A 21,193-nucleotide genomic window follows, 5' to 3' on the forward strand; every position below is an offset into this window, starting at 1 on the left:
GTATGCGCATCTTGTGACCGCCGAAACTCCAATGTGGGAGCGAGCTTGCTCGCGAAGGCAGCCTGTCAGTCGATGAATATATTGGCTGGCACACCGCTTTCGCGAGCAAGCTCGCTCCCACAAGGTTCTGCGGCGTATGGGCATCTTGTGACCGCCGAAACTCCAATGCGGGAGCGAGCCTGCTCGCGAAGGCAGCGTGTCAGTCGATGGAAATTTTGGCTGGCACACCGCTTTCGCGAGCAAGCTCGCTCCCACAAGGTTTTGCGGCGTATGCGCATCTTGTGACCGCCGAAACTCCAATGTGGGAGCGAGCTTGCTCGCGAAGGCAGCGTGTCAGTCGACGAATATATTGGCTGGCACACCGCTTTCGCGAGCAGGCTCGCTCCCACAAGGTTTTGCGGCGTATGCGCATCTTGTGACCGCCGAAAGTCCAATGTGGGAGCTAGCTTGCTCGCGAAGGCAGCGTGTCAGTCGGCGAATATATTGGCTGGCACACCGCTTTCGCGAGCAGGCTCGCTCCCACAAGGTTCTGCGGCGTTTGTAAATCTCGTGACCGCCGAAAGTCCAATGTGGGAGCGAGCCTGCTCGCGAAGGCAGTAGCAAGGCTTATCGCTGTCGTTATCAGGAATTCTCCGCCGCCGAGTTCACCGTGGCGACCCGTGGTTCGCCCGAGTGGCGAATCACGCTGAGGATGGCCAGTGTTGCGATCAACAGTCCCGGTGAGGTCGCCAGCAATACGGTGCTGGTACCCGCGCCGGCCGCGAGGATCTGGCCGGCGGCCAGCGGCCCGGCCACCGAGCCCAGGCGTCCGATGGCCACCGCGGCACCGACTCCTGTCGCACGGACGGCCGTAGGGTAGGAGGGTGGCGCCAAGGCGTAGAGGACCAACTGCGCGGCCATGACGAACAACCCGGCGGCAAAACCGGCGATGGCCATCGGCACGATGCCGACCGACACTCCGACCCCGGCCAGGGCGCTCAACAGCCCGGCGTAGACGAAGAGTACGACCTTGAACGCGTTGCAACGGTCCAGCAGCAGGCCGCCGAGCAGCGAGCCGAGGGTTCCGCCGATGTTGAACAACATCTGCACCAAGCCGGCCTGCGGTTTGCTGAAGCCTTGTTCCAAGAGCAACGAAGGCAGCCAGTTGAGCAACATGTACATCACCGTCAGGGTGAAAAAATAGCTCAACCAAAGGCCCAGCGTGGTCATGCCTCGACCTTCGCCAAACAACGCTTGGCCGACGGAGCTGCGGGCTTCGCCACTGACGTGCCGGACCTGCTTGAATGCGCTCGACTCCGGCAGCCACAACAGCATCAACGGCACCACCAGCAACGGCGCCAGGCCACCGATGAAAAAGGTCATCTGCCAGTGCTCGCCAAACGTCATCGCGACCACCGCCGCCAGCGCGCCGCCCAGGGGAACACCGGCGTACATCACGCTGATGGCCGTGCCCCGTCGCTGTTCGCCTACCGCTTCGGCGCATAAAGCGATGAGGTTGGGCAGGGCGGCACCCAGGCCGAGCCCGGTCATGAAGCGCACCAACAGCAGGCTGGAAAATTGTTCGACATAAGCCGTGCTGAGGGAAAACACACCGAACAGCAGGACGGCGGCGATGAGGATTTTCTTGCGGCCGATGCGATCAGCGACCCAGCCGCCAAAGAACGCACCCGGCAGCAACCCGATGATCCCCGCGCTGAACACCCATCCCATCATTTTCGGGTCGAGGCTGAACGTCTGCCGCAAGCCGGCGGCAGCGGTGCCGGCTGACTGGAGGTCGAACCCCTCGATCAACGCGACGATGAAACACAAGGCGATGGTCAACGTCGCCCGGCGCGGCGAATGGTTCATGGCGAATCCTCTTATTGTTTTTGTCAGGACTGTGGCGCAAAGCAACCAGCAGGTGGGATTAAGATAACAAAGCTAACTAAAAAATGAATCGTCCTGTGCTGGGTGGAAAATGCCGATCGATAACTAGACAAATCAATAAGTTGCTTGGAAAGAGCGTGTCAGTCGCAAAACTGGTTAAAGATATTAACGTTCGATTATCGGACATTCTCAATTGACGAAGCGCCTCGATCATTTCCATTCTTTGTCCGCGGAGCTGCCACCAGGCGCCCCGCCTCGATAGAAAAACAACAACAAAAAATGGACATCGAACATGCCGAACGTTATCCGGTACGCCCCCGTGCCCGCTGTTTCACCGCTCATTCAAGTGCTCGCCCTGTTCGGTCTGAGCCTGTGTTCCGCCGCGTCGTGGGCCGAAGGCTTCGTCGATGACAGCCATGGCACGTTGACCTTGCGCAATTACTACCTGGACCGCGACTACAAGGACGACGGCGCCAAGACGGCTGCTCGGGAATGGGCCCAGGGCATCTTCATGAACATGGAGTCGGGGTTCACCCCGGGTACGGTCGGGTTTGGCCTCGATGCGCGGGGATTGCTTGGCATCAAGCTCGACTCGTCGCCGGATCGCAGCGGTACCGAACTGTTGCCGGTCTCCGCCAGCGACAAGCGCGCGGCGGATGAGTATTCACGCCTCGGCCTGACCGGCAAGCTACGCTTTGCCCAAACGACGGTGAAGACCGGGGACGTGTCGATCTTCCTGCCGTTTGCCTTCGCTAGCCCGTCGCGGTTGCTGCCGCAGACGTTTCGCGGGACCACGCTCAGTTCCAAGGACTTTGATGGCCTGACGCTGAACACCGGCTATATCGACCGCATCGCCCGGCGCGACTCCACCGATTACCAACCCATGACCATCGCCTCGCCCAATCGTCGTTTCAATGGCGCGGCGACCACGTCCCATATGGCGTATGTGGGAGGCGATTACCAAGTCAGCAAGGACCTCAGCCTGCGCGTCTACCACGCCGAGGTGGCTGACTTGTACCAACAGAACACCTTCGCATTGCTGCACAACCTGCCGCTGGGCGACGGCGTGCTGACCACCGACTTGCGCAGTTTCTTCAGCGATGAAGACGGCGCCGCCAAGGCCGGCAAGGTGGATAACCGCAACGTCTCGGCGCTGGTGGGTTATCGCCTGGGCGGCCATCGCGTGAGCCTGGGCTACATGCATGCCAGCGGTGATACGGCAACGCCGTACGTGTCTGGCACCGAGCTGATGGGCTTGAGCGAAATGACCATGAGTTCGGATTTTCTCAACGCCAAGGAGCGCACCTGGCAAGCGATCCACGACTATGACTTCGCCGCCGTCGGCGTGCCTGGCTTGAGGACTCGGTTGCGCTACGTGCGTGGCGATCACATTGAGTTGGCGGCCCTCAACGCCGAGGATCGCAAGGAGCGAGAATTCCAGATGGAGCTGGGCTATGTGATCCAGAGTGGTCCGCTGAAAAACGTCGGGCTGCTGGCGCGCAAGTCGATCTACCGCAATGATTTCCCGGGCACTGCGGCGTTTCGCGATGAGAACCAGACGCGGTTCCTGGTGACGTATAGCGTGCCGATTTGGTGAAGACTGGGTCCGTGTGAAAGGGTTTGTGTGGCGAGGGAGCTTGCTCCCGCTGGGCCGGTCCGACGCTTCGGGCACAGCAGCCCCTTGCGCAGACGCTTCGGTCAATCTGGAGGACCGAGACCGCAGATTAAAAGGGGTCGTTGCGCAACCCAGCGGGAGCAAGCTCCCTCGCCACGGGGGGAGCGGTGTCTTCTATTGATAAACCTTCTTCAACAACCGCAGCAGTTCTTCGCGCTCGGCACTTGAAAGGGCTGCGGTGGAATCGAGATCACTGTCTATGGCGATCTGCTTGAGTTCCTTGAGCAGTGTCTCGCCGGTCTTGCTCAGGAAAATCCCGTAGGAACGCTTGTCCGGCTTGCAGCGCACCCGCACGGCCAGGGCGCGGCTTTCCAGTTTGTTCAACAACGGCACCACTTGCGGTGGCTCGATGGCCAGCGCCTTGGCCAGGTCGGCCTGCATCAGGCCGGGGTTCTGGTCGATGATCGCCAGGGCTGAAAATTGGGCGGGCCGCAGGTCGTGGAGCGCGAGACGGCCGATCAGGTTCTGGAACAGCTTCAACTGGGCGCGACGCAAGGCGTAGCCGATCAGCTCGTCCAGGGCGGAATCCATCGACGCCTGCGTGTCGCTGGCGTCGAGCGGAGCCTCGGCGGCGGGGTCGGCGAGCTTGGAAGACTTGGCCATCGAAAAGTGCATCCTCAAATTCAGTGGTTAACAACGCTATCCAGTTTGCCGAGGTTGCCGGGCGATGGCTACGGTCGTTCGCATATTTGTCATTTTGGTCCGCCGATCCAGCAACGGGGAAAACAAAGATAAATCGATTAATAGTTAATTGACATAACTAATATTCAGGTTTAGCTTTTGATCATCTTCAGCCAAGAACAAGAGAGCACGCGCCATGAGCAACTACGAAGGTCGCTGGACAACGGTCAAGGTCGAGATCGACGACGGCATCGCCTGGGTCATCCTCAATCGCCCGGAAAAACGCAACGCCATGAGCCCGACACTCAACCGTGAGATGGTCGATGTGCTGGAAACCCTGGAACAGGATCCCGCCGCTGGCGTGCTGGTACTCACTGGCGCCGGTGAAGCCTGGACCGCCGGCATGGACCTCAAGGAATATTTCCGCGAAGTCGACGCCGGGCCGGAAATCCTTCAGGAAAAAATCCGCCGCGAAGCCTCGCAATGGCAATGGAAACTGCTGCGCATGTACACCAAGCCGACCATCGCCATGGTCAACGGTTGGTGCTTCGGTGGCGGTTTCAGCCCGCTGGTGGCATGCGACTTGGCGATTTGCGCTGACGAAGCCACTTTCGGCCTTTCGGAAATCAACTGGGGCATCCCGCCGGGCAACCTGGTCAGCAAGGCCATGGCTGATACCGTGGGTCATCGCCAATCGCTTTACTACATCATGACCGGCAAGACCTTCGGCGGGCAGAAAGCCGCCGAGATGGGCCTGGTCAACGAAAGCGTGCCCTTGGCGCAACTGCGTGAAGTCACCGTCGAGCTGGCGCGCAACCTGCTGGAGAAAAATCCGGTGGTCCTGCGTGCGGCCAAGCACGGCTTCAAGCGTTGCCGCGAGCTGACGTGGGAGCAAAACGAGGATTACCTCTACGCCAAGCTGGATCAGTCGCGCCTGCTCGACACCGAGGGCGGACGCGAGCAGGGCATGAAGCAGTTCCTCGACGACAAGAGCATCAAGCCGGGCCTGCAAACCTACAAGCGTTGAGCCAACAGAGCGCCTTGGAGCTGTTCGCCCATGGCTCCCGGCGCTACTGTGAATGCATTCCGATAAAGACAATAAAGAGGAATCACCATGCTGGACGTGCCCCTGTTGATCGGCGGCCAGTCGTGCCCGGCCCGTGACGGCCGGACCTTCGAGCGCTGCAACCCGGTGACCGGTGAAGCGGTGTCTCGCGTGGCTGCCGCCACATTGGAAGACGCCGACGCCGCTGTGGCTGCCGCACAAGCCGCTTTCCCTGTATGGGCCGCGCTGGCGCCCAACGAACGTCGGACCCGCTTGCTGCGCGCTGCCGAACAGTTGCAGGCCCGTAGCGGCGAGTTCATTGCCGCCGCCGGCGAGACCGGCGCCATGGCCAACTGGTACGGTTTCAATGTGCACCTGGCCGCGAACATGCTGCGCGAAGCCGCTTCCATGACGACGCAAATCAATGGCGAAGTCATCCCCTCGGACGTGCCGGGCAGTTTCGCCATGGCCCTGCGTCAGCCGTGCGGCGTGGTGCTGGGCATCGCGCCGTGGAACGCTCCGGTGATCCTTGCCACTCGCGCCATCGCCATGCCGCTGGCGTGCGGCAATACCGTGGTGCTCAAGGCCTCGGAAATCAGCCCGGCGGTGCATCGCTTGATTGGCCAGGTGCTGCAGGATGCCGGCCTCGGTGATGGCGTGGTCAACGTCATTTGCAACGCGCCGGCGGATGCTCCCGCCATTGTCGAACGCCTGATTGCCAACCCGGCGGTGCGCCGCGTCAACTTCACCGGTTCGACCCACGTCGGTCGTATTGTTGGTGAGCTGTCGGCCCGTCACCTCAAGCCAGCACTGCTGGAATTGGGCGGCAAGGCGCCGCTGCTGGTGCTGGACGACGCCGATCTGGATGCGGCGGTGCAAGCGGCGGCTTTCGGCGCTTACTTCAACCAGGGCCAGATCTGCATGTCCACCGAGCGCCTGATCGTCGATGCGAGCATCGCCGACGCCTTCATCGAGCGGCTTACGACGAAGATCGCCACCTTGCGCGCCGGTGATCCCGGGGCGAGTGATTCGGTGCTGGGTTCGCTGGTAGACACCAGCGCCGGCCAGCGCATCAAAGGCTTGATCGACGATGCCCTGGCCAAAGGCGCGAAGTTGGTCGCGGGCGGCCAGTTGGACGGCAGCATCTTGCAGCCGACCTTGCTCGACGGTGTCACGCCGGAGATGCGCCTGTACCGCGAGGAATCCTTCGGGCCAGTGGCGGTGCTGCTGCGCGGCGAAGGTGATGAAGAATTGCTGCGCCTGGCCAATGATTCCGAGTTCGGTTTGTCGGCCGCGATCTTCAGCCGCGATACCAGCCGTGCGCTGGCCCTGGCCCAACGAGTCGAATCCGGCATCTGCCACATCAACGGCCCGACCGTGCACGACGAAGCGCAAATGCCGTTCGGCGGCGTCAAGTCCAGCGGTTACGGCAGCTTCGGCGGCAAGGCGTCCATCGAGCATTTCACCCAGTTGCGCTGGGTGACGATGCAGAACGGTCCGCGGCATTACCCGATCTGAAAATCCGTCCCGTCGCAGGCGCTGTGCCCTGAAGGCCATCGCCCGATGCAGGCCAGACATAACAATGACAAGGCCGCAGCCAGATGCTGCCACGCTCCGCTCGCTTCGCGCGGCCCGAGCGTGCCTTGATGGAGGAGATGCACCGTGAGTCCCGAGTTCAGATCATCCTCCCGGCCCGAGCCTGTGCGCTATCGCCAGGTGTCGATTGGTCATCCAGCCGTAGAAGTGAAGGAAGAGCAGGGCGTCCTGCACATGCGTTCCCTCGAACCCCTGGCGTCGATGCCGCAGCGTTTGCTCGATCGCCTGGTGCACTGGGCCGAGGTGCGGCCGAACCAGACCTTTATCGCTGCGCGGGAAAACAAGGGCGACTGGCGTCACGTCAGTTATGCCGAGATGCTCGTCAGCGTGCGGGCCATCGCCCAAGGCTTGTTGACCTACGGTTTATCAGCGGAAAAACCCTTGGCGCTGCTATCGGGCAACGACATCGAGCACCTGCAGATGGCCTTGGGCGCGATGTACGCAGGGATTCCCTATTGCCCGGTGTCGCCGGCTTATTCGCTGCTGTCCCAGGATTTCGCCAAGCTGCGGCATGTCTGCGAGCTGTTGCAACCGGGGCTGGTGTTCGTCAGCGACGCCGCGCCGTTCGGGCGCGCAATCAACGCCGTGTTGCCCGCGGATGTTCCCCTGGTCACGGTGCGTGGCGACATACCCGGCCGGACCCGGACAAGCTTCGCCAGCCTGCTCGCGCAACCGGGAGGTGTCGAGGTTGAGCGTGCCTTTGCCGCCACGGGCCCGGACAGCATCGCCAAGTTCCTGTTCACCTCCGGTTCCACCAAACTGCCCAAAGCGGTGATCACCACCCAGCGCATGCTCTGCGCCAATCAGCAGATGTTGCTGCAAACCTTCCCAGTGTTCGGCGAAGAGCCGCCGGTGCTGGTGGATTGGCTGCCGTGGAACCACACGTTTGGCGGCAGCCACAACGTCGGTATCGTGCTGTACAACGGCGGCACGTTTTATCTGGACGATGGCAAGCCCACCGTCCAGGGGTTCGCTGAAACCTTGCGCAACCTCAAGGAAATTTCCCCCACGGCCTACCTGACCGTACCCAAGGGCTGGGAAGAACTGGTGAGCGCCCTGGAACAGGACGCCGATTTGCGCGAACGCTTCTTCAAGCGCATCAGCCTGTTCTTCTTCGCCGCGGCGGGTCTTTCCCAAAGCACCTGGGATCGACTCGACAAAGTCGCCGAGCAACATTGCGGCGAACGGATCCGCATGATGGCCGGCCTGGGCATGACTGAAGCATCGCCGTCCTGCACCTTCACCACCGGACCGCTGTCCATGGCCGGCTACATCGGTTTGCCGGCGCCCGGTTGCGAAGTGCGGCTGGTGCCGGTGGATGGCAAGTTCGAAGGACGCTTTCGCGGGCCGCACATCATGCCCGGCTACTGGCGCTCGCCACAGCAGACTGCCGAAGTGTTCGACGACGCGGGCTTCTACTGCTCGGGCGATGCCATCAAGCTCGCCGATCCCGCCAACCCGCAATTGGGGCTGATGTTCGACGGGCGCATTGCCGAGGATTTCAAACTCTCTTCCGGGGTATTCGTCAGCGTCGGGCCGTTGCGCAACCGCGCGGTGCTCGAAGGCACGCCTTACGTCCAGGACCTGGTGGTGACGGCGCCGGATCGTCCGCACCTGGGCGCGCTGGTGTTCCCGCGCCTGCATGATTGCCGGCGTCTCTCGGGCCTGGCCGCGGACGCCAGCGACGCCGAGGTCCTGGCGAGCGGGCCGGTGCGCCAATGGTTTGCCGATTGGTTGCAGCGCCTGAACCGTGATGCCAATGGCAACGCCAGTCGTGTGGAATGGATTGCGCTGCTGGACGAACCGGCCTCCATCGACCGAGGGGAAATCACCGACAAAGGCTCGATCAACCAACGCGCCGTATTGCAATGGCGCGCGGCCAAGGTCGAGGCGCTGTATCGGGGAGAGGACCCAACGGTCTTGCGCGCCGGCAATTAACACCAAACCCTGTGGGAGCGAGCCTGCTCGCGAATGCGGTGTATCAGCGAGAATTGGATATTGCTGAACCGCCGCTTTCGCGAGCAGGCTCGCTCCCACATTTGATTGCAATTACTATGGCGGCTCTCTCTTCTCCGGATATCACCTGAATGAGTAAGCCCGGCCAAACGGTGCTGGTCGCATTGCGTCGAATGATCGCTTCAGGCGAACTGCCGGCTGGCGAGCGCCTGATGGAAATTCCAACGGCGCAACTGTTCGGCGTCTCGCGCATGCCGGTGCGCATGGCGTTTCGCACCTTGGAGCAGGAAGGGCTGCTGGTGCGTTTTGGCGGGCGTGGTTTTCAGGTGCGTTCTGTCAGCGCCGAGGAGATTGCCGGAGCGGTGGAGGTGCGTGGGGTGCTTGAAGGGTTAGCCGCCCGCCAGACCGCCGAGCGCGGTTTGTCCGAAGCCGCTCGCCAGGCCCTTGAGCAATGCCTGATCCAAGGTGATGCGCTGTTTGCCAAAGGCCATGTAACCGAAGAGGACCTGGAGGTCTATCACGACCTCAACATGCGCTTCCACCAGGTGATCGTCGAAGGCAGTCATAACCCGGCCATTGCCGATGCCCTGGCGCGCAACGACCATCTGCCATTCGCCTCGGTGACCGCCCTGGCGGTGGATCGCCAGAACATGGCCGGCGAGTACCGGCGCTTCAACTATGCCCATATGCAGCATCACTCGGTGTTCGACGCGCTGGTCAATCGCCAGGGCGCCCGTGCCGAGGCGATCATGCGCGAGCATGCCAACGCCACCCTGCGTTATGCCGAGGTGTTCGGCTCGACGCTGGCGGATGCGCGGATGAAGGTGATCTTGCGATCTGACTAGAGGCGCAAACATCTGTGGGAGCGAGCTTGCTCGCGATAGCGGCAGGACCAGCAATAAAGACGTCGCTGACACACCGCTATCGCGAGCAAGCTCGCTCCCACAGGGTTTTGTAGGGGTTGCGGACTCAGAGATCCAACACCAACAACGGCGTCCGGGACCTTGAACAGCACGGCGTGAACTGGTCGTTGCAGGCTTGCTCGGCTTCAGTGAGGAACATGTCCCGATGCTCCGGCACGCCTTCCAGCACTCGGGTCAGGCAGGTGCCGCAGACGCCTTGCTCGCACGAGATCGGGATTTCGACGCCATGACTTTCCAACACCTGGACCACGCTCCTGTCCGGCGGTATCTCGAAAACCTCGCCGCTGCGTGCAAGTTTCACCGAAAAGCGGCCATCGGCGCGGGTGTCGGTCGGGGCAGCGGCGAAGTATTCCCGGTGCAGGTTGGGTTCCTGCCAGCCTTGGGCCTTGGCGGTGTCGAGAATGTGCTGCATGAAACCGCCGGGGCCACATACGTAGAGGTGCAGGTCATCACTGGGCGAAGCCAATAACCGAGCGGCATCCAGCGCCGTGGCGGGGTCTTCATCGAAGTGCAGGAAAACCCGGTCGGCATAAGGCGATCGCTGCAAGCGTTCGACGAAAGCGGCGCGGTCCCTGGAGCGGGCGCAGTAATGCAGGGCGAACGCGGCGCCGCTCTGGGCCAGGTGCTCGGCCATGCACAGGATCGGCGTGATGCCGATCCCTCCGGCAAACAGCAGGCTGCGCCGCGCCTCGGCGGCGAGGGTGAACAGGTTGCGCGGTTCACTGATGCGCAGGCGCATGCCTGGCCGGATCTGCTCATGCAGGCTGCGCGAGCCGCCCCGGGACGCGGGATCCTTGAGCACGCCGATGAGATAGCGATGCCGTTCTTCAGGATGATTACACAGCGAATATTGGCGGATCAGCCCGTCGGGCAAATGCACATCGATATGGGCGCCGGCGGTAAAGGCCGGGAGTGGCTGGCCGTCGACAGGTGTCAGCTCGTAGCTGCAGATGTCCAGGGCTTCGTCGTGCCGCGCCGCGACTTGGACTTCGATCATGGCCGTTGCTCCGCGTGTTGCGGCTGGCGCGTGCTGGCGATCAAGGCCGCGTCTTGCTCCCGCTCCCGGGCGATCCAGCGCTCCAGCACCCGGCGCGACTGCACGCCACCGGCGTCGATATTGAGCTTGAGCAGGTTGCGTTGCGGATGGTCCAGCAGGTTGCGTTGCTGGCGTTCGAGCATCTCCAGGTCTTCGCTGAAAATCTTGCCCTGGCCTTCACGAATGCTGGCGGTCAGCGCTTCGTCCTGGGGCTGGAAATGCCGCGCCATGCCCCAGAAGTACCAGATGGACGTCTCGGTTTCCGGGGTGATGAAGTCGACCACGATACTCGACGCCTTGAACTGCGGCGCCGCGTGATAGCCGCCCTTGCCGGCATGGGCCACGCCGACTTCGATCAGCACGTGGCTGGGCGGGGTGAAGCGGCAGATCTGCCAGCGGTCCACCGGCACATCATCGGCGAGGTTGTTGCCGCGCAGCGCCATGCGCCAGAACGGCGGGGCCATGATGTTTTCCATGTGCCGGGCGGTGACCACTTCGTCGCCTTCGACGGTGGTCACTGGCGGCGCCTCATCGATTTCCTTCTGCCCGATGCTGGACGCGTGCACGTAGGTTTCGTGGGTCAGGTCCATCAGGTTGTCGATCATCAGGCGATAGTCGCAGTGAATGTGGAACAGGCCGCCGCCGTACGCCCATTCGTCACTTTCCGCCCATTCCAGATGCGGGATCAGCGCCGGGTCGGCCAGTGCCTGCTCACCCGGCCAGACCCAGATAAACCCATGGCGCTCCTGCACCGCAAAGGTCTTGTTGCAGGGAAAACCGCGTACCCGCTGGCCGGGCATCTCGACAGTCTTGCCATCGCTCCCCATCACCAGGCCATGGTAGCCACACACCAGGTTGCCGTTTTCGACATAACCCAGCGAGAGCGGGGCGCCACGGTGCGGGCAGAAGTCCTCGACAGCCGCGACCTTGCCTTCATGCCCGCGGTAGAAAACCATTTTCTCGCCACAGATCTGCCGCCCCAGCGGCTTTTCGGCAATTTCATCAGGCGTGCAGGCGACGTACCAGGTGTTCTTGGGGTACATGAGCGGGTCTCCAGGCGGGTGTTGTTTTTGTTTGTGGATCCATTAACTCTCTTAACTAATTTTGTTGTCAATGTTTTATGGATAAATTTGATGACTGGTGTCGTTTAGTGGATCCATTGCGGTGTTGATATGCCGGGTTAAGGACAGCGAATCGAATTAATTGGCACATGCTTCGTCGAACGACATACTCGACACTCATTCTCTTGTTGCGCAGATGCGGAGTGACTCATGAAAACCAAAGCGGTACTCACCGAGCAGGATGTTGCTCAGTTGCTGGTGGCGGCCAAGGAGCTGGCTCACCAGCGTCAATGGGCCGTATCGGTCTGCGTGGTAGATGATGGCGGGCACCCATTGGGGCTGCTGCGCCTGGACGGCGCCTCGCCCTTATCGGCCTACATCGCCACTGAAAAAGCCCGCACCGCCGCCATGGGCCGGCGTGACAGCAAGGCCTTCGAAGACATGATCAACGGCGGTCGCCTGGCCTTCCTGAGCGCCCCGCACTTGCAGGGCATGCTCGAAGGTGGCGTGACCATCCGCCACGATGGCGAGTGCATCGGCGCCATCGGGGTTTCAGGCGTCAAGGCAGAAGAGGATGCGGAACTGGCGCGGATGGCAGTGGAGACTGTGTTGCCGGTGATTACGCCGGACGCCTGATGCCGTGCCCTTGGATGGCGCTGCACATCCAAGATCTTTGTTGACTGGGACGCCGCCATCGCGAGCAAGCTCGCTCCCACATTGGATCTCCGTTAGCCCGCTAGCTATTGTGGGAGCGAGCCTGCTCGCGAAGAGGCCGGTACATCCGGCATCTTCATCGACTGATACACCGCTTTCGCGAGCAGGCTCGCTCCCACAGGAGAAAGGCAATACCGGCGTGAAACTGCACAAATCTTCCAGACCACCCCATCCAAGTCGTTTAATCTCAGCCAGCCGATACATAAACGAGACAGCCCATGACCGCGCGCAACTGGATCGATCTCAAGCAGGACGCCACGTCCGGCATCGAGACCGTGCGCGCGCATTTCGAGGGGCATGCCTACGATCCGCATTGGCACGATGCCTACCTGGTGGGCGTGACGGAGCAGGGCGTGCAACAGTTCCATTGCCGAAGGCAGCAACACAACAGCACTCCGGGCAAAGTGTTCCTGCTCGAACCCGGCGAACTGCATGACGGAAACGCACCCCACGAACACGGTTTCACCTACCGCACGTTGTACCTCGAACCGCACTGGCTCGAGCGCGAGCTGCGCTCCTTGTTCGATGAAGCGCCGGACAATGCCCAGCTGGGCTTTGCCGCCACCCTGAATGATGACGCGCGTCTGGCGAGCGCCACCGCCACGGCTTTCCAGAGCCTGCACGAGCAAGACATTCTGATCGTCCGCCAGACCGCCCTCGACACGCTGCTGGCGAACCTTACCCAACACTTGCACTGGCGCGCACGGATCAATCCCGACCCGCGCCTGCCGTTGGTTGCGCAGCAGGCCCGCGACTATCTGCATAGCCACCTGAGCGAAGACATCGGCCTCGACGACCTGGCGCGGGCCACCGGTGTCGATCGTTTTCGCCTGAGCCGCGCGTTCAAGGCCGCTTTCGGCCTGGCGCCCCATGCCTACCTGATCCAGCTGCGCCTGGCGCGGGCGCGGCGGTTGCTGGCCCGTGGTGAAAGCGCCGTGGCGGTGGCGGCCATGCTCGGCTTCGCCGACCAGAGTCACTTGGGCCGCTGGTTCCAGCGCGCCTATCGCATGAGCCCGGCGGACTACCGCAAGCGCTGCTCAATTGTTCCAGACTGACCACGCCGGCATCGGGATGATCAACCCTACGATCACCCACCGAGAAGTTGCTCCATGGACCAGTTGCTGCCGTTTGCCTTGTTTGCCTTTGTTGCCTCCATCACCCCGGGCCCGACCAATATCCTGGTGTTGAGCCACAGTTCTCGCTTTGGCCTGACGACCACCTGGCCGATCATCCTCGGCGCCTGTGCCGCCGCTGCGTTGCTGGTATTGGTGGTCGGCACCGGGTTGGGGGACGTGCTGGCCCGGCACGCGACGATCCAGACCGTGTTGTCCTGGGCGGGCATCGCTTGGTTGAGCTGGATGGCCTGGCAGATTTTCAGCGCCCCCGCCGAGGCCATTGACCCCGACAAACCGGTGGAAGGGCCCCGGCTGGGCCTGGCGGGCGCCGCCGGGTTGCAACTGGTGAATCCGAAGACCTGGATGATGGCGTTGGCGGTGGTCAGCGTATTCGCCGGCGCCGAGGCGGACCGTACCGTGCGCGTGCTCTGGCTGTCCCTGGCGTTCTTTGCGATATCCATTCCCTGCATGACGGCCTGGGCCTACCTGGGGCGCGGCGCCGCGAGGTTCTGCCGTTCCGCCGTGGCGATGGGGCGCTTCAACCGCGTCATGGCGGTGTTGCTGTTGGTGTCGGCGTGGTTGACCCTGGTGGTCTGATCATGGGATGCAGGAATGCCGGCAGGCGGCGGTCTAGCTGACGAAAATGTAATTTTTCTTTTGAAACCCGCGGTTCATGCGTCGAGTCGCACCCTTATACCTGCCTTGAACAGGCGGTATGCATTTTTGAATCGACCTTCAAAAAAGGAGAGTGCCATGAACAGCCGTTATCAAACCTGCATCGACGAGTGCCTGGCCTGCGCCATGGCCTGCGAGGCCTGCGCCAGTGCGTGCCTGCAAGAGCAAAACGTCCAGATGATGGCGCGTTGCATCGAACTGGACCGCGATTGCGCCGACCTGTGCCGTCTCGCGGCAACGCTGATGCAGCGCGACAGCCGGGTGGCGACGGACCTGTGTATCGTCTGCGCGAGTATCTGCCGTGCCTGTGGCGAAGAATGCGCGAAGCACGAAGCGGGTCATTGTCAGGATTGCGCCAAGGCCTGCCAGTCTTGCGCCGAGGCATGTGAGCGGATGGCCGCCTGAGACTCAACTGGACCGGCAGCAACGACAGGCACCAGTTGATGACTGCCGTTGCCGCCCAATGCCATCAAGGGGCAGGATGGGCTGCGGAGTCGACCTTCGCCTGCTGTCCCGTCGCGGTGCTACGCAGCAGCAGTCCCGCCAGTACGGCCGCGGTCAGCGCGAACACTGCGCCGATCAGAAACGCTAGCTGATACCCGTTATTGAGCGCAATCAGCGGCGCGAGATCGGACGCAGCCGTCTTGGTCCGGTACGCGGCAATGCTTGCCAGCACCGCCAGGCCCACCGAGCCGCCCATCATGAACGACGTGTTGACGACGCCCGATGCCAGGCCGGAATCCTTCGGCTCCACGTCGCTCATCGCCGCCAGCAACATCGGGTTGAATGCCATCCCCGCACCCAGCCCCAGCAGCAACATGCCCGGCAAAATATCGCCGATGAACTGGCCGTCCAGCGGCGCCCGTGCAAACAGCGCCAGGCCGATGGCGGCGAGCAGCAGGCCTGCCGCCAACGGCGTTCGGATGCCGTAGCGCATCACCAGCCGCGCCGACAGGCCGAGGGAAAAAATCGCCATGATCACGTTGGCTGGCAGGAAGGCCAACCCCACTTGCATCGGCGTATAGCCCAGCACCAATTGCATGTAGAGCGCCGACAGGAAAAACCAGGCGAACATCGACGCGGCCCAGAGCACGGCGAGCAGATTGGCCGTGCGCAGGTTATGCAGGCGAAACAGGCCCATCGGGATCAACGGATGGGCGATCCGGCGTTCGAGCATGATGAAGCCCAGCATCAACAAGACCGACGCCGCCAGCAGGCCCAGCGTGTGAAGGGAAGTCCAGCCCCACTCGTTGCCGTTGACCACGGCGTATACGGCGATCATCAACGACAGGGTGGCGGTTACTGCACCGGTGACGTCCAGTTGCCCACTGCTTTGCGCGCGCACGGCGGGCAGCAATTTAAGGGACAGACCGAGGACGATCAGGCCGACAGGCAGGTTGACCAGGAAGATCCAGTGCCAACTCAGCAGATCGGTCAGCAAACCACCCAACAGCACACCGATACTGCCGCCTGCCGCGCAGACGAAGCTGTACACGCCCATCGCCCGGGCACGCTCGCCGGGCTCGGTGAATAGGTCCATGATCAACGACAAGGCCACCGCCGTGACCACCGCGCCGCCAAGGCCTTGAACAGCCCGGGCAATGATCAACCATGACTGCGATGGCGCCAGTCCGCAGGCCAGCGACGCGAGGGTGAACGCCGCCAAGCCCAGGGTAAACATTCGACGATGGCCATAGAGGTCGCCCAGGCGACCGCCGAGCAGCAGGAAACCGCCGAAGGTCAGTAAGTAGGCATTGACGACCCAGGCCAGCGCCGTGTCGTTGAACTGCAGGTTGTCCTTGATCGAGGGCAGGGCGACGTTCACCACCGTACCGTCGAGTACGATCATCAGCACGCCCAGGCACAGGACGATCAACGCACGCCAACGCTGGCGCGGGTCAGAGGGATGTGATTGCGACATGGTTCTTCATTCCTTGAAAGTCCGGGTTCGAAGTTGTCGCAGGTGCAACCGGACCGGTCCACGCTGCAGGCAACGTGAAGCAGTCTAGCTGCGAGCAAGATCCATCAAATAGTGGAAATATGTAAACCCGGCACCCAGTTTCAGCCGATGGCCGAGTCGTCGCGCTTGAACACCAAGGCCTTCAAGGCACAGGCGGAGTCCGCATCCGGAAACTCCGGAGGGTTTGCCAACCGCTCTTCGAACGTCAGGCCAGGCGCTTCACGCATGACGCCGTCGATGAGGAAGCCGGGGCCGGTGGCCGGGTCATTGCTGCACGCCAGGACCGTGCCTGCGGCGGTCAGCAGCTCCGGCAGGCGACGCAGTACTCGCTGATAATCCTTGGTCAGCAGGAAGCTGCCTTTCTGGAAAGTAGGCGGGTCGATGATGACCAGATCATAGGGCCCGCTGTTGATCACCTTGCCCCAGGATTTGAACAGGTCGTGCCCCAGGAAACTCACCTGGCCCAGGTCGTGGCCGTTCAGGCGATGATTGTCGCGCCCACGGCTCAGGGCCGCGCGGGACATGTCAAGGTTGACCACGTGTTGCGCGCCGCCAGCGATCGCCGCCACCGAGAAACCGCAGGTGTAGGCGAACAGGTTGAGCACGCGTTTGCCCTGGGCGTTGGCGCGCACCCAGTCGCGACCATAGCGCATGTCGAGAAAGAGACCGTTGTTCTGCTTTTTGCCCAGGTCGATCCGATAACGCAGGCCGCCTTCGGTCAGGGTCCATTCATCGATCGGTTCGCCCACCAACCATTGGGTCAGGCTGTCGGGCAGGTAGCGATGTTGCACCGCGAGGGTGTGGGCGCTGCTGTGTTGCCAGGCGGGCGAGGCGGCGAGGGCGCGCAGCATGGCGAACAGGTCATCCAGTTGCGTTGGATCGGGTTCCTTGAACAGCGAGACCAACACCACGCCTTGCAGCCAGTCGACGGTGATCTGTTCCAGCCCCGGCCAGCAGCGTCCGCGGCCATGGAACAGGCGACGGGTTTCGTCGGGCGCCGATTCCAGCGCCGTCATCAAATGGCTCTGCAATGTTTGAAGGGCTTCAGGGTTCATCAGATAAAAATGCCAGCAACTCGAAAGGCCGGCATTTTAACCACGAACCCATGCACTGCAATCTGCTTTATCAGCCCCCGCTGGTCGCGAGGATGCTCGCCACCTGCTGCGGCTGGCAATTGAGATAGGGCGAGCGCTTGAGCCACGCCGGGTCCGGGTACCAGGAAAACATGAATTGCCCGCCCTTGAGCTTGTCGATCACCTGCCGCGCCACTTGCGGACGTACGGCGGGACAGCCCTGGCTGCGGCCGATGCGCCCCTGGCGCACACTCCACAGCGGGTTCACGTAATCAGCGGCATGGATGACGATCGCCCGGTCGCGCGCCTGGTCGTTGAACCCGGGTTCCAGGCCATCCATGCGCAGCGAATAGCCGTGGGTGCCCTGATAGCTTTCCTGGGTCCGGAACAGCCCCAGGCTCGATTGATAACTGCCCAGTCGGTTGGAAAACTGGGTGGCGAAGTTCTCACCGGATTTTTGCCCGTGGGCCACGAGATCGCGCAGGACCAGTTTTTTCTGGCGCAGGTCGAAGATCCACAAGCGCCGGGCCGTCGAAGGTTGCGAATAATCGATCACCGCCAGATGGCGAGCCTGTCGAGCACCGTTGGCAACTGCGCACTGCATCGCACTCAGGGCACTTTTCAGCGCTTGGGGATTGAGTTCCGGCGCGGCGTGGGCGAGGCTGTTGTAAAGAGGCTGGGCGTTGAGTTTTTCGGCCAGCGCCGGGCTGCACATGATGCCAAGGCCTGTCACGACCAGGCAGAATCGGCGCAAGAAGGCCGATACGGGTGAAGGCAGCTTGCGGTGGCGTTCGTTTGCGGCATCCCGTCCGGTTTCGTTTGTCTGCATGATGGCGGGTCGTACCTGTCGCAAAATTCACCGTCAACGAGACGGCCATGGATTGGAGTAAAGCAGTTGTTCAAAAAGTCCGCATGTTACCTGAGCCTTTTATTGCTCGTTGCGCCATTGGTCGCCACGGCCGAGGACGGCGATCCGGCCCAGGCGCAAACCACACTGGCGCAATTGTCGGTCAATTGCCCCGAATTGGCCGGTGGCGTCGACTTTCCGACGGTGATGAGCCTGCAGGCGCTTTACCAGCAAAACGCAGGCCAGGCGATCTGGACGGACGACGGGCGGTTGCAGGCGTTGCAAGCCCAGCTACAACAACTGGCCGATGACGGACTCGATCCGGCCCGTTACAACCTGCCCGCCGAAGGCCGTTACGCCAACGTGGCCTGTACCGACATCGCCATCAGCCAGCGCTATCTGGAAGCCTTGCACGATTTGCGTTTCGGCCATCTGCCGCAGAAACGCCTGGAACCGGTCTGGAAAGCCAATCCGCAGTTGCCGGACCGCCAAGCAATGGTGCTGCATTTCGCTATGGCGGGCCTGCAAGATCCTGCCGAGGCTTTCGAATTGGCGCGGCCGAGCCTGGCGCTTTATCGCGACCTGCGCGAACTCTACGCGAGGCAACGACAGCAGCCTCTGGCGGACTGGCAATCGGTGCCAAGCGGCCCCTTGTTGCAACCGGACAAGCGCGACGCCCGCGTACCGGCCCTGGCCCGGCGCCTGTTCAACGAAGGCTACCTCAGCGTGCCGCCACTCGATGTCGACGAGCATTACAGCCCGAGCCTCGTGGAGGCGATGAAAAGCTTCCAGCTTCACCATTCGCTGCAAGCCGATGGGGTCGTCGGGCCATGGACTGTCACTGAACTGAACATCAGCCCGGCCATGCGCCGCGAGCAGTTGCGCATCAACCTGGAGCGCATGCGCTGGCTGGCCCAGGACGTGGAGCCCGACAGCGTGCTGGTCAACGTGGCGGCGGCGCAACTGACGGTCTACCAGGGCGGCGCGCCCGTGTGGCAAACCCGCACCCAGGTGGGGCGTGCCGAACGCCAGACGCCATTGATCAAATCGCGCATCACCCGCCTGACGCTCAACCCGACGTGGACCATCCCGCCGACGATCATGCGCGAAGACAAACTGCCCGAGATCCGCCGCGACCCGGAGTTCCTCGCTCGGCATAACCTCAAGGTGCTCGATCGGGACGGCTTGCCGCTGGCGGTGGAAAATATCGATTGGGAGCATCCTGGCGACCTGATGCTGCGCCAGGATGCCGGTGCGAAAAATCCCTTGGGCAAACTGGTGGTCCGCTTTCCCAATCCGTTCTCGGTGTACCTGCATGACACCCCCAGCCAGGCGCTGTTCAGCAAGGGCCCACGGGCGTTCAGTTCGGGTTGTGTGCGCATCGAGCAAGTCATGCACCTGCGCGACCTGTTGGTGACCCCTGCCGAGCGCACCCGGACCGATACGTTGCTGGCCACCGAGCTGACCCACGAGTTCAGGCTGGCCAAGCCCTTGCCGATCCTGCTGGGTTACTGGACGGTCCAGGCGGACAGCCAGGGGCAGGCCGTATACGTCCCGGATATCTACCAACGGGATGTCGCGTTGTCTGCGGCTGGCCAGCGTGCACTCTGATCAGGCGCACTCAGCGTCGACTTGCGCGCGCGTGGTTTCTTCGGCCCTCGCAAACAGTTGCTTGCCGAGGGCAAGCGCGGTTTGCAGATGAGTCTTCGGATCGAGGGTTTCCGATTCCAGCAAGCGTTCGGAACTCACCACCCGCGCACCGCAGTAATCGAAAATGCCGTGGTCGATTTGCGTGATCATCGCCTGGTCGTAGCCATGACGTTGGAAACTGTCGGCATCGGCCCCTCCGAGCGCTACCAGATGGACCTGCAGTCGCTGGAGCTTCTGGGTAAACGACTCTCCAGGCTTGTAATCGAATGCCCAGCCATTGGAAAACACTCGATCGATCCAACCCTTGAGCAACGCTGGCATCGACCACCAGTAGATCGGGTAGACCAGCACGAGCGCGTCGGCCTTATCGATCCTCGCCTGTTCAGCCAGCACATCCGCCGGTGGCATGGCCTCGCGGCGGTGGACGGCATGGTCAGCAAGGCCGAAGCGTGGATCGAAACCTTCGGCGGCCAGGTCAGCAATCTCGAAGGTATTGGCGAGGTTGGCCTGGGTGATCCCGTCGCCGATGGCCTGGGCCAGCGCATGGGTCAGGGAGCGGGGGTCATGATGGGCAACTACGATAAGCGCGTGCATAGCGAATCTCCTTCTGGCATCACACAACGTCAAGCGAGTATGCTTGGTTAAGTTACGAATAGTAAGTTACGGTTGGTAAAGTTAGCATGTCAAGCACCGAAGAAAATTCATCGTCTTCACCGGCGCCTCGTCGACGCCTGGCCCGCGCGGATCGCCAACGGCAATTGTTGGATGTCGCCTGGCGCCTGGTGCGCGAGGAGGGCAGCGAAGCACTGACGCTCGCCCGGCTCGCGGAGCAGGCTGGCGTGACCAAGCCGATCGTCTACGATCATTTCGTCACTCGATCGGGGCTTTTAGCTGCGCTTTACCAGGATTTCGATGCTCGCCAGACGGCACTGATGGACGCGGCGCTTGAGGCCAGCGAGCCCATCCTGGAAAGTCGTTCGCATGTGATTGCCGATGCCTTCGTCGAGTGCGTGCTGCTTCAGGGCAGGGAAATTCCCGGCGTCAGCGCAGCCCTGAGCAGTTCACCGGAGCTGGAGCTCATCAAGCGGGAATACGAAAGGATCTTCCTGGATAAATGCCGGTCGGTACTGGAGCCGTTCGCCGGGAACGGGCGGCTTTCCCAGGCGAGCCTGCGGGCGATGCTGGGGGCGGCTGAGGCGTTGTCCGATGCGGCGGCCAATGGGGAAATCAGCGCGGAGGAGGCCAAGGGAGAGTTGTTCGTGACCATCGTTGCGATGGTCAAGCGTGCTGGCGAGGATTCCTCAATCTGACCCACCGCCATCGCGAGCAAGCTGAACTGGTCAAGTAATCCCGGACACCGATTACGGTGTTTATGCCGCT

The 21,193-nt window shown here is 62.2% G+C and carries 19 protein-coding genes; 11 read left to right on the forward strand and 8 right to left on the reverse strand.

The window, feature by feature from the left end:
• Positions 1-621: 621 nt before the first annotated feature.
• Positions 622-1,848 (reverse strand): 3-(3-hydroxy-phenyl)propionate transporter MhpT, encoded by a 1,227-nt coding sequence (gene mhpT / locus FHK92_RS15230; protein ID WP_181288791.1) that lies wholly within the window; start codon positions 1,846-1,848, stop codon positions 622-624.
• A 310-nt stretch (positions 1,849-2,158) separates the two neighbouring features.
• On the opposite strand from mhpT, the gene FHK92_RS15235 reads away from it, so the two are divergent.
• Complete coding sequence (locus tag FHK92_RS15235; RefSeq protein ID WP_181288792.1) at positions 2,159-3,463, forward strand: OprD family porin; 1,305 nt, start codon at positions 2,159-2,161, stop codon at positions 3,461-3,463.
• Between the two features lie 192 nt (positions 3,464-3,655).
• On the opposite strand, the gene FHK92_RS15240 is transcribed toward FHK92_RS15235, so the two are convergent.
• A complete protein-coding gene (locus tag FHK92_RS15240) occupies positions 3,656-4,144 on the reverse strand; it encodes a MarR family winged helix-turn-helix transcriptional regulator (protein WP_181288793.1) in 489 nt (162 codons plus the stop codon).
• Between the two features lie 214 nt (positions 4,145-4,358).
• Between FHK92_RS15240 and FHK92_RS15245 the strand changes: the two genes are divergently transcribed.
• The 4 genes from FHK92_RS15245 to FHK92_RS15260 all read left to right on the forward strand — a co-directional run bounded on the left by FHK92_RS15245 (position 4,359) and on the right by FHK92_RS15260 (position 9,604).
• Positions 4,359-5,189, forward strand: a complete 831-nt coding sequence (locus FHK92_RS15245) for a p-hydroxycinnamoyl CoA hydratase/lyase (protein WP_030140645.1) — start codon at positions 4,359-4,361, stop codon at positions 5,187-5,189.
• An 87-nt stretch (positions 5,190-5,276) separates the two neighbouring features.
• Positions 5,277-6,725, forward strand: a complete 1,449-nt coding sequence (locus FHK92_RS15250; protein WP_181288794.1) for an aldehyde dehydrogenase — start codon at positions 5,277-5,279, stop codon at positions 6,723-6,725.
• 144 nt (positions 6,726-6,869) lie between these two features.
• Positions 6,870-8,741 carry a feruloyl-CoA synthase gene (locus FHK92_RS15255; protein ID WP_181288795.1) on the forward strand — a complete coding sequence of 624 codons (1,872 nt, stop codon included), beginning with the start codon at positions 6,870-6,872 and terminating at the stop codon, positions 8,739-8,741.
• A gap of 149 nt (positions 8,742-8,890) precedes the next feature.
• Positions 8,891-9,604 carry a GntR family transcriptional regulator gene (locus FHK92_RS15260; protein WP_181288796.1) on the forward strand — a complete coding sequence of 238 codons (714 nt, stop codon included), beginning with the start codon at positions 8,891-8,893 and terminating at the stop codon, positions 9,602-9,604.
• Positions 9,605-9,728: 124 nt separating this feature from the next.
• Here the strand turns inward: FHK92_RS15260 and FHK92_RS15265 are convergent, their stop codons facing one another.
• Complete coding sequence (locus FHK92_RS15265) at positions 9,729-10,679, reverse strand: PDR/VanB family oxidoreductase (RefSeq protein ID WP_181288797.1); 951 nt, start codon at positions 10,677-10,679, stop codon at positions 9,729-9,731.
• Positions 10,676-11,761 (reverse strand): aromatic ring-hydroxylating oxygenase subunit alpha, encoded by a 1,086-nt coding sequence (locus FHK92_RS15270; RefSeq protein WP_181288798.1) that lies wholly within the window; start codon positions 11,759-11,761, stop codon positions 10,676-10,678. The genes FHK92_RS15265 and FHK92_RS15270 overlap by 4 nt, the downstream gene beginning before the upstream one ends.
• A gap of 228 nt (positions 11,762-11,989) precedes the next feature.
• Here FHK92_RS15270 and FHK92_RS15275 point away from each other — a divergent pair, with 228 nt between their 5' ends.
• The 4 genes from FHK92_RS15275 (at position 11,990) to FHK92_RS15290 (ending at position 14,688) form a co-directional block, all read left to right on the forward strand.
• A complete protein-coding gene (locus FHK92_RS15275; protein WP_181288799.1) occupies positions 11,990-12,415 on the forward strand; it encodes a GlcG/HbpS family heme-binding protein in 426 nt (141 codons plus the stop codon).
• A gap of 296 nt (positions 12,416-12,711) precedes the next feature.
• A complete protein-coding gene (locus FHK92_RS15280; RefSeq protein WP_030140659.1) occupies positions 12,712-13,548 on the forward strand; it encodes an AraC family transcriptional regulator in 837 nt (278 codons plus the stop codon).
• Between the two features lie 54 nt (positions 13,549-13,602).
• Positions 13,603-14,205: a LysE family translocator gene (locus FHK92_RS15285; protein WP_181288800.1), complete on the forward strand. Its 603-nt coding sequence runs from the start codon at positions 13,603-13,605 to the stop codon at positions 14,203-14,205.
• Positions 14,206-14,361: 156 nt separating this feature from the next.
• Positions 14,362-14,688 carry a four-helix bundle copper-binding protein gene (locus FHK92_RS15290; RefSeq protein WP_181288801.1) on the forward strand — a complete coding sequence of 109 codons (327 nt, stop codon included), beginning with the start codon at positions 14,362-14,364 and terminating at the stop codon, positions 14,686-14,688.
• Positions 14,689-14,752: 64 nt separating this feature from the next.
• Here FHK92_RS15290 and FHK92_RS15295 read toward each other — a convergent pair whose 3' ends face one another.
• From FHK92_RS15295 to FHK92_RS15305, 3 genes are all read right to left on the reverse strand, one after another.
• Positions 14,753-16,204 carry a DHA2 family efflux MFS transporter permease subunit gene (locus FHK92_RS15295; RefSeq protein WP_181288802.1) on the reverse strand — a complete coding sequence of 484 codons (1,452 nt, stop codon included), beginning with the start codon at positions 16,202-16,204 and terminating at the stop codon, positions 14,753-14,755.
• Positions 16,205-16,344: 140 nt separating this feature from the next.
• Positions 16,345-17,298 (reverse strand): class I SAM-dependent methyltransferase, encoded by a 954-nt coding sequence (locus tag FHK92_RS15300; protein WP_181288803.1) that lies wholly within the window; start codon positions 17,296-17,298, stop codon positions 16,345-16,347.
• Between the two features lie 70 nt (positions 17,299-17,368).
• Positions 17,369-18,031 carry a murein L,D-transpeptidase catalytic domain family protein gene (locus FHK92_RS15305; RefSeq protein ID WP_181288807.1) on the reverse strand — a complete coding sequence of 221 codons (663 nt, stop codon included), beginning with the start codon at positions 18,029-18,031 and terminating at the stop codon, positions 17,369-17,371.
• Between the two features lie 180 nt (positions 18,032-18,211).
• On the opposite strand from FHK92_RS15305, the gene FHK92_RS15310 reads away from it, so the two are divergent.
• Positions 18,212-19,774 (forward strand): L,D-transpeptidase family protein, encoded by a 1,563-nt coding sequence (locus FHK92_RS15310; RefSeq protein WP_181288804.1) that lies wholly within the window; start codon positions 18,212-18,214, stop codon positions 19,772-19,774.
• Here the strand turns inward: FHK92_RS15310 and FHK92_RS15315 are convergent, their stop codons facing one another.
• A complete protein-coding gene (locus FHK92_RS15315) occupies positions 19,775-20,407 on the reverse strand; it encodes an NAD(P)H-dependent oxidoreductase (RefSeq protein ID WP_181288805.1) in 633 nt (210 codons plus the stop codon).
• Between the two features lie 86 nt (positions 20,408-20,493).
• Here FHK92_RS15315 and FHK92_RS15320 point away from each other — a divergent pair, with 86 nt between their 5' ends.
• Positions 20,494-21,123, forward strand: coding sequence for a TetR/AcrR family transcriptional regulator (locus tag FHK92_RS15320; protein ID WP_181288806.1), 630 nt, complete (start codon positions 20,494-20,496; stop codon positions 21,121-21,123).
• The last annotated feature ends 70 nt before the right edge of the window (positions 21,124-21,193 follow it).

Origin of the sequence: Pseudomonas brassicacearum subsp. neoaurantiaca (assembly GCF_013608025.1) — a bacterium.
Classification (GTDB): Bacteria; Pseudomonadota; Gammaproteobacteria; order Pseudomonadales; family Pseudomonadaceae; genus Aquipseudomonas.

Coding starts and splice junctions, on each gene's coding strand:
- FHK92_RS15320 (WP_181288806.1), top strand. CDS start 20,494: ATGTCAAGCACCGAAGAAAATTCATCGTCTTCACCGGCGCCTCGTCGA.
- FHK92_RS15295 (WP_181288802.1), bottom strand. CDS start 16,204: ATGTCGCAATCACATCCCTCTGACCCGCGCCAGCGTTGGCGTGCGTTG.
- mhpT (WP_181288791.1), bottom strand. CDS start 1,848: ATGAACCATTCGCCGCGCCGGGCGACGTTGACCATCGCCTTGTGTTTC.
- FHK92_RS15300 (WP_181288803.1), bottom strand. CDS start 17,298: ATGAACCCTGAAGCCCTTCAAACATTGCAGAGCCATTTGATGACGGCG.
- FHK92_RS15280 (WP_030140659.1), top strand. CDS start 12,712: ATGACCGCGCGCAACTGGATCGATCTCAAGCAGGACGCCACGTCCGGC.
- FHK92_RS15270 (WP_181288798.1), bottom strand. CDS start 11,761: ATGTACCCCAAGAACACCTGGTACGTCGCCTGCACGCCTGATGAAATT.
- FHK92_RS15265 (WP_181288797.1), bottom strand. CDS start 10,679: ATGATCGAAGTCCAAGTCGCGGCGCGGCACGACGAAGCCCTGGACATC.
- FHK92_RS15240 (WP_181288793.1), bottom strand. CDS start 4,144: ATGGCCAAGTCTTCCAAGCTCGCCGACCCCGCCGCCGAGGCTCCGCTC.
- FHK92_RS15315 (WP_181288805.1), bottom strand. CDS start 20,407: ATGCACGCGCTTATCGTAGTTGCCCATCATGACCCCCGCTCCCTGACC.
- FHK92_RS15285 (WP_181288800.1), top strand. CDS start 13,603: ATGGACCAGTTGCTGCCGTTTGCCTTGTTTGCCTTTGTTGCCTCCATC.
- FHK92_RS15275 (WP_181288799.1), top strand. CDS start 11,990: ATGAAAACCAAAGCGGTACTCACCGAGCAGGATGTTGCTCAGTTGCTG.
- FHK92_RS15250 (WP_181288794.1), top strand. CDS start 5,277: ATGCTGGACGTGCCCCTGTTGATCGGCGGCCAGTCGTGCCCGGCCCGT.
- FHK92_RS15260 (WP_181288796.1), top strand. CDS start 8,891: ATGAGTAAGCCCGGCCAAACGGTGCTGGTCGCATTGCGTCGAATGATC.
- FHK92_RS15290 (WP_181288801.1), top strand. CDS start 14,362: ATGAACAGCCGTTATCAAACCTGCATCGACGAGTGCCTGGCCTGCGCC.
- FHK92_RS15305 (WP_181288807.1), bottom strand. CDS start 18,031: ATGTGCAGCCCGGCGCTGGCCGAAAAACTCAACGCCCAGCCTCTTTAC.
- FHK92_RS15245 (WP_030140645.1), top strand. CDS start 4,359: ATGAGCAACTACGAAGGTCGCTGGACAACGGTCAAGGTCGAGATCGAC.
- FHK92_RS15235 (WP_181288792.1), top strand. CDS start 2,159: ATGCCGAACGTTATCCGGTACGCCCCCGTGCCCGCTGTTTCACCGCTC.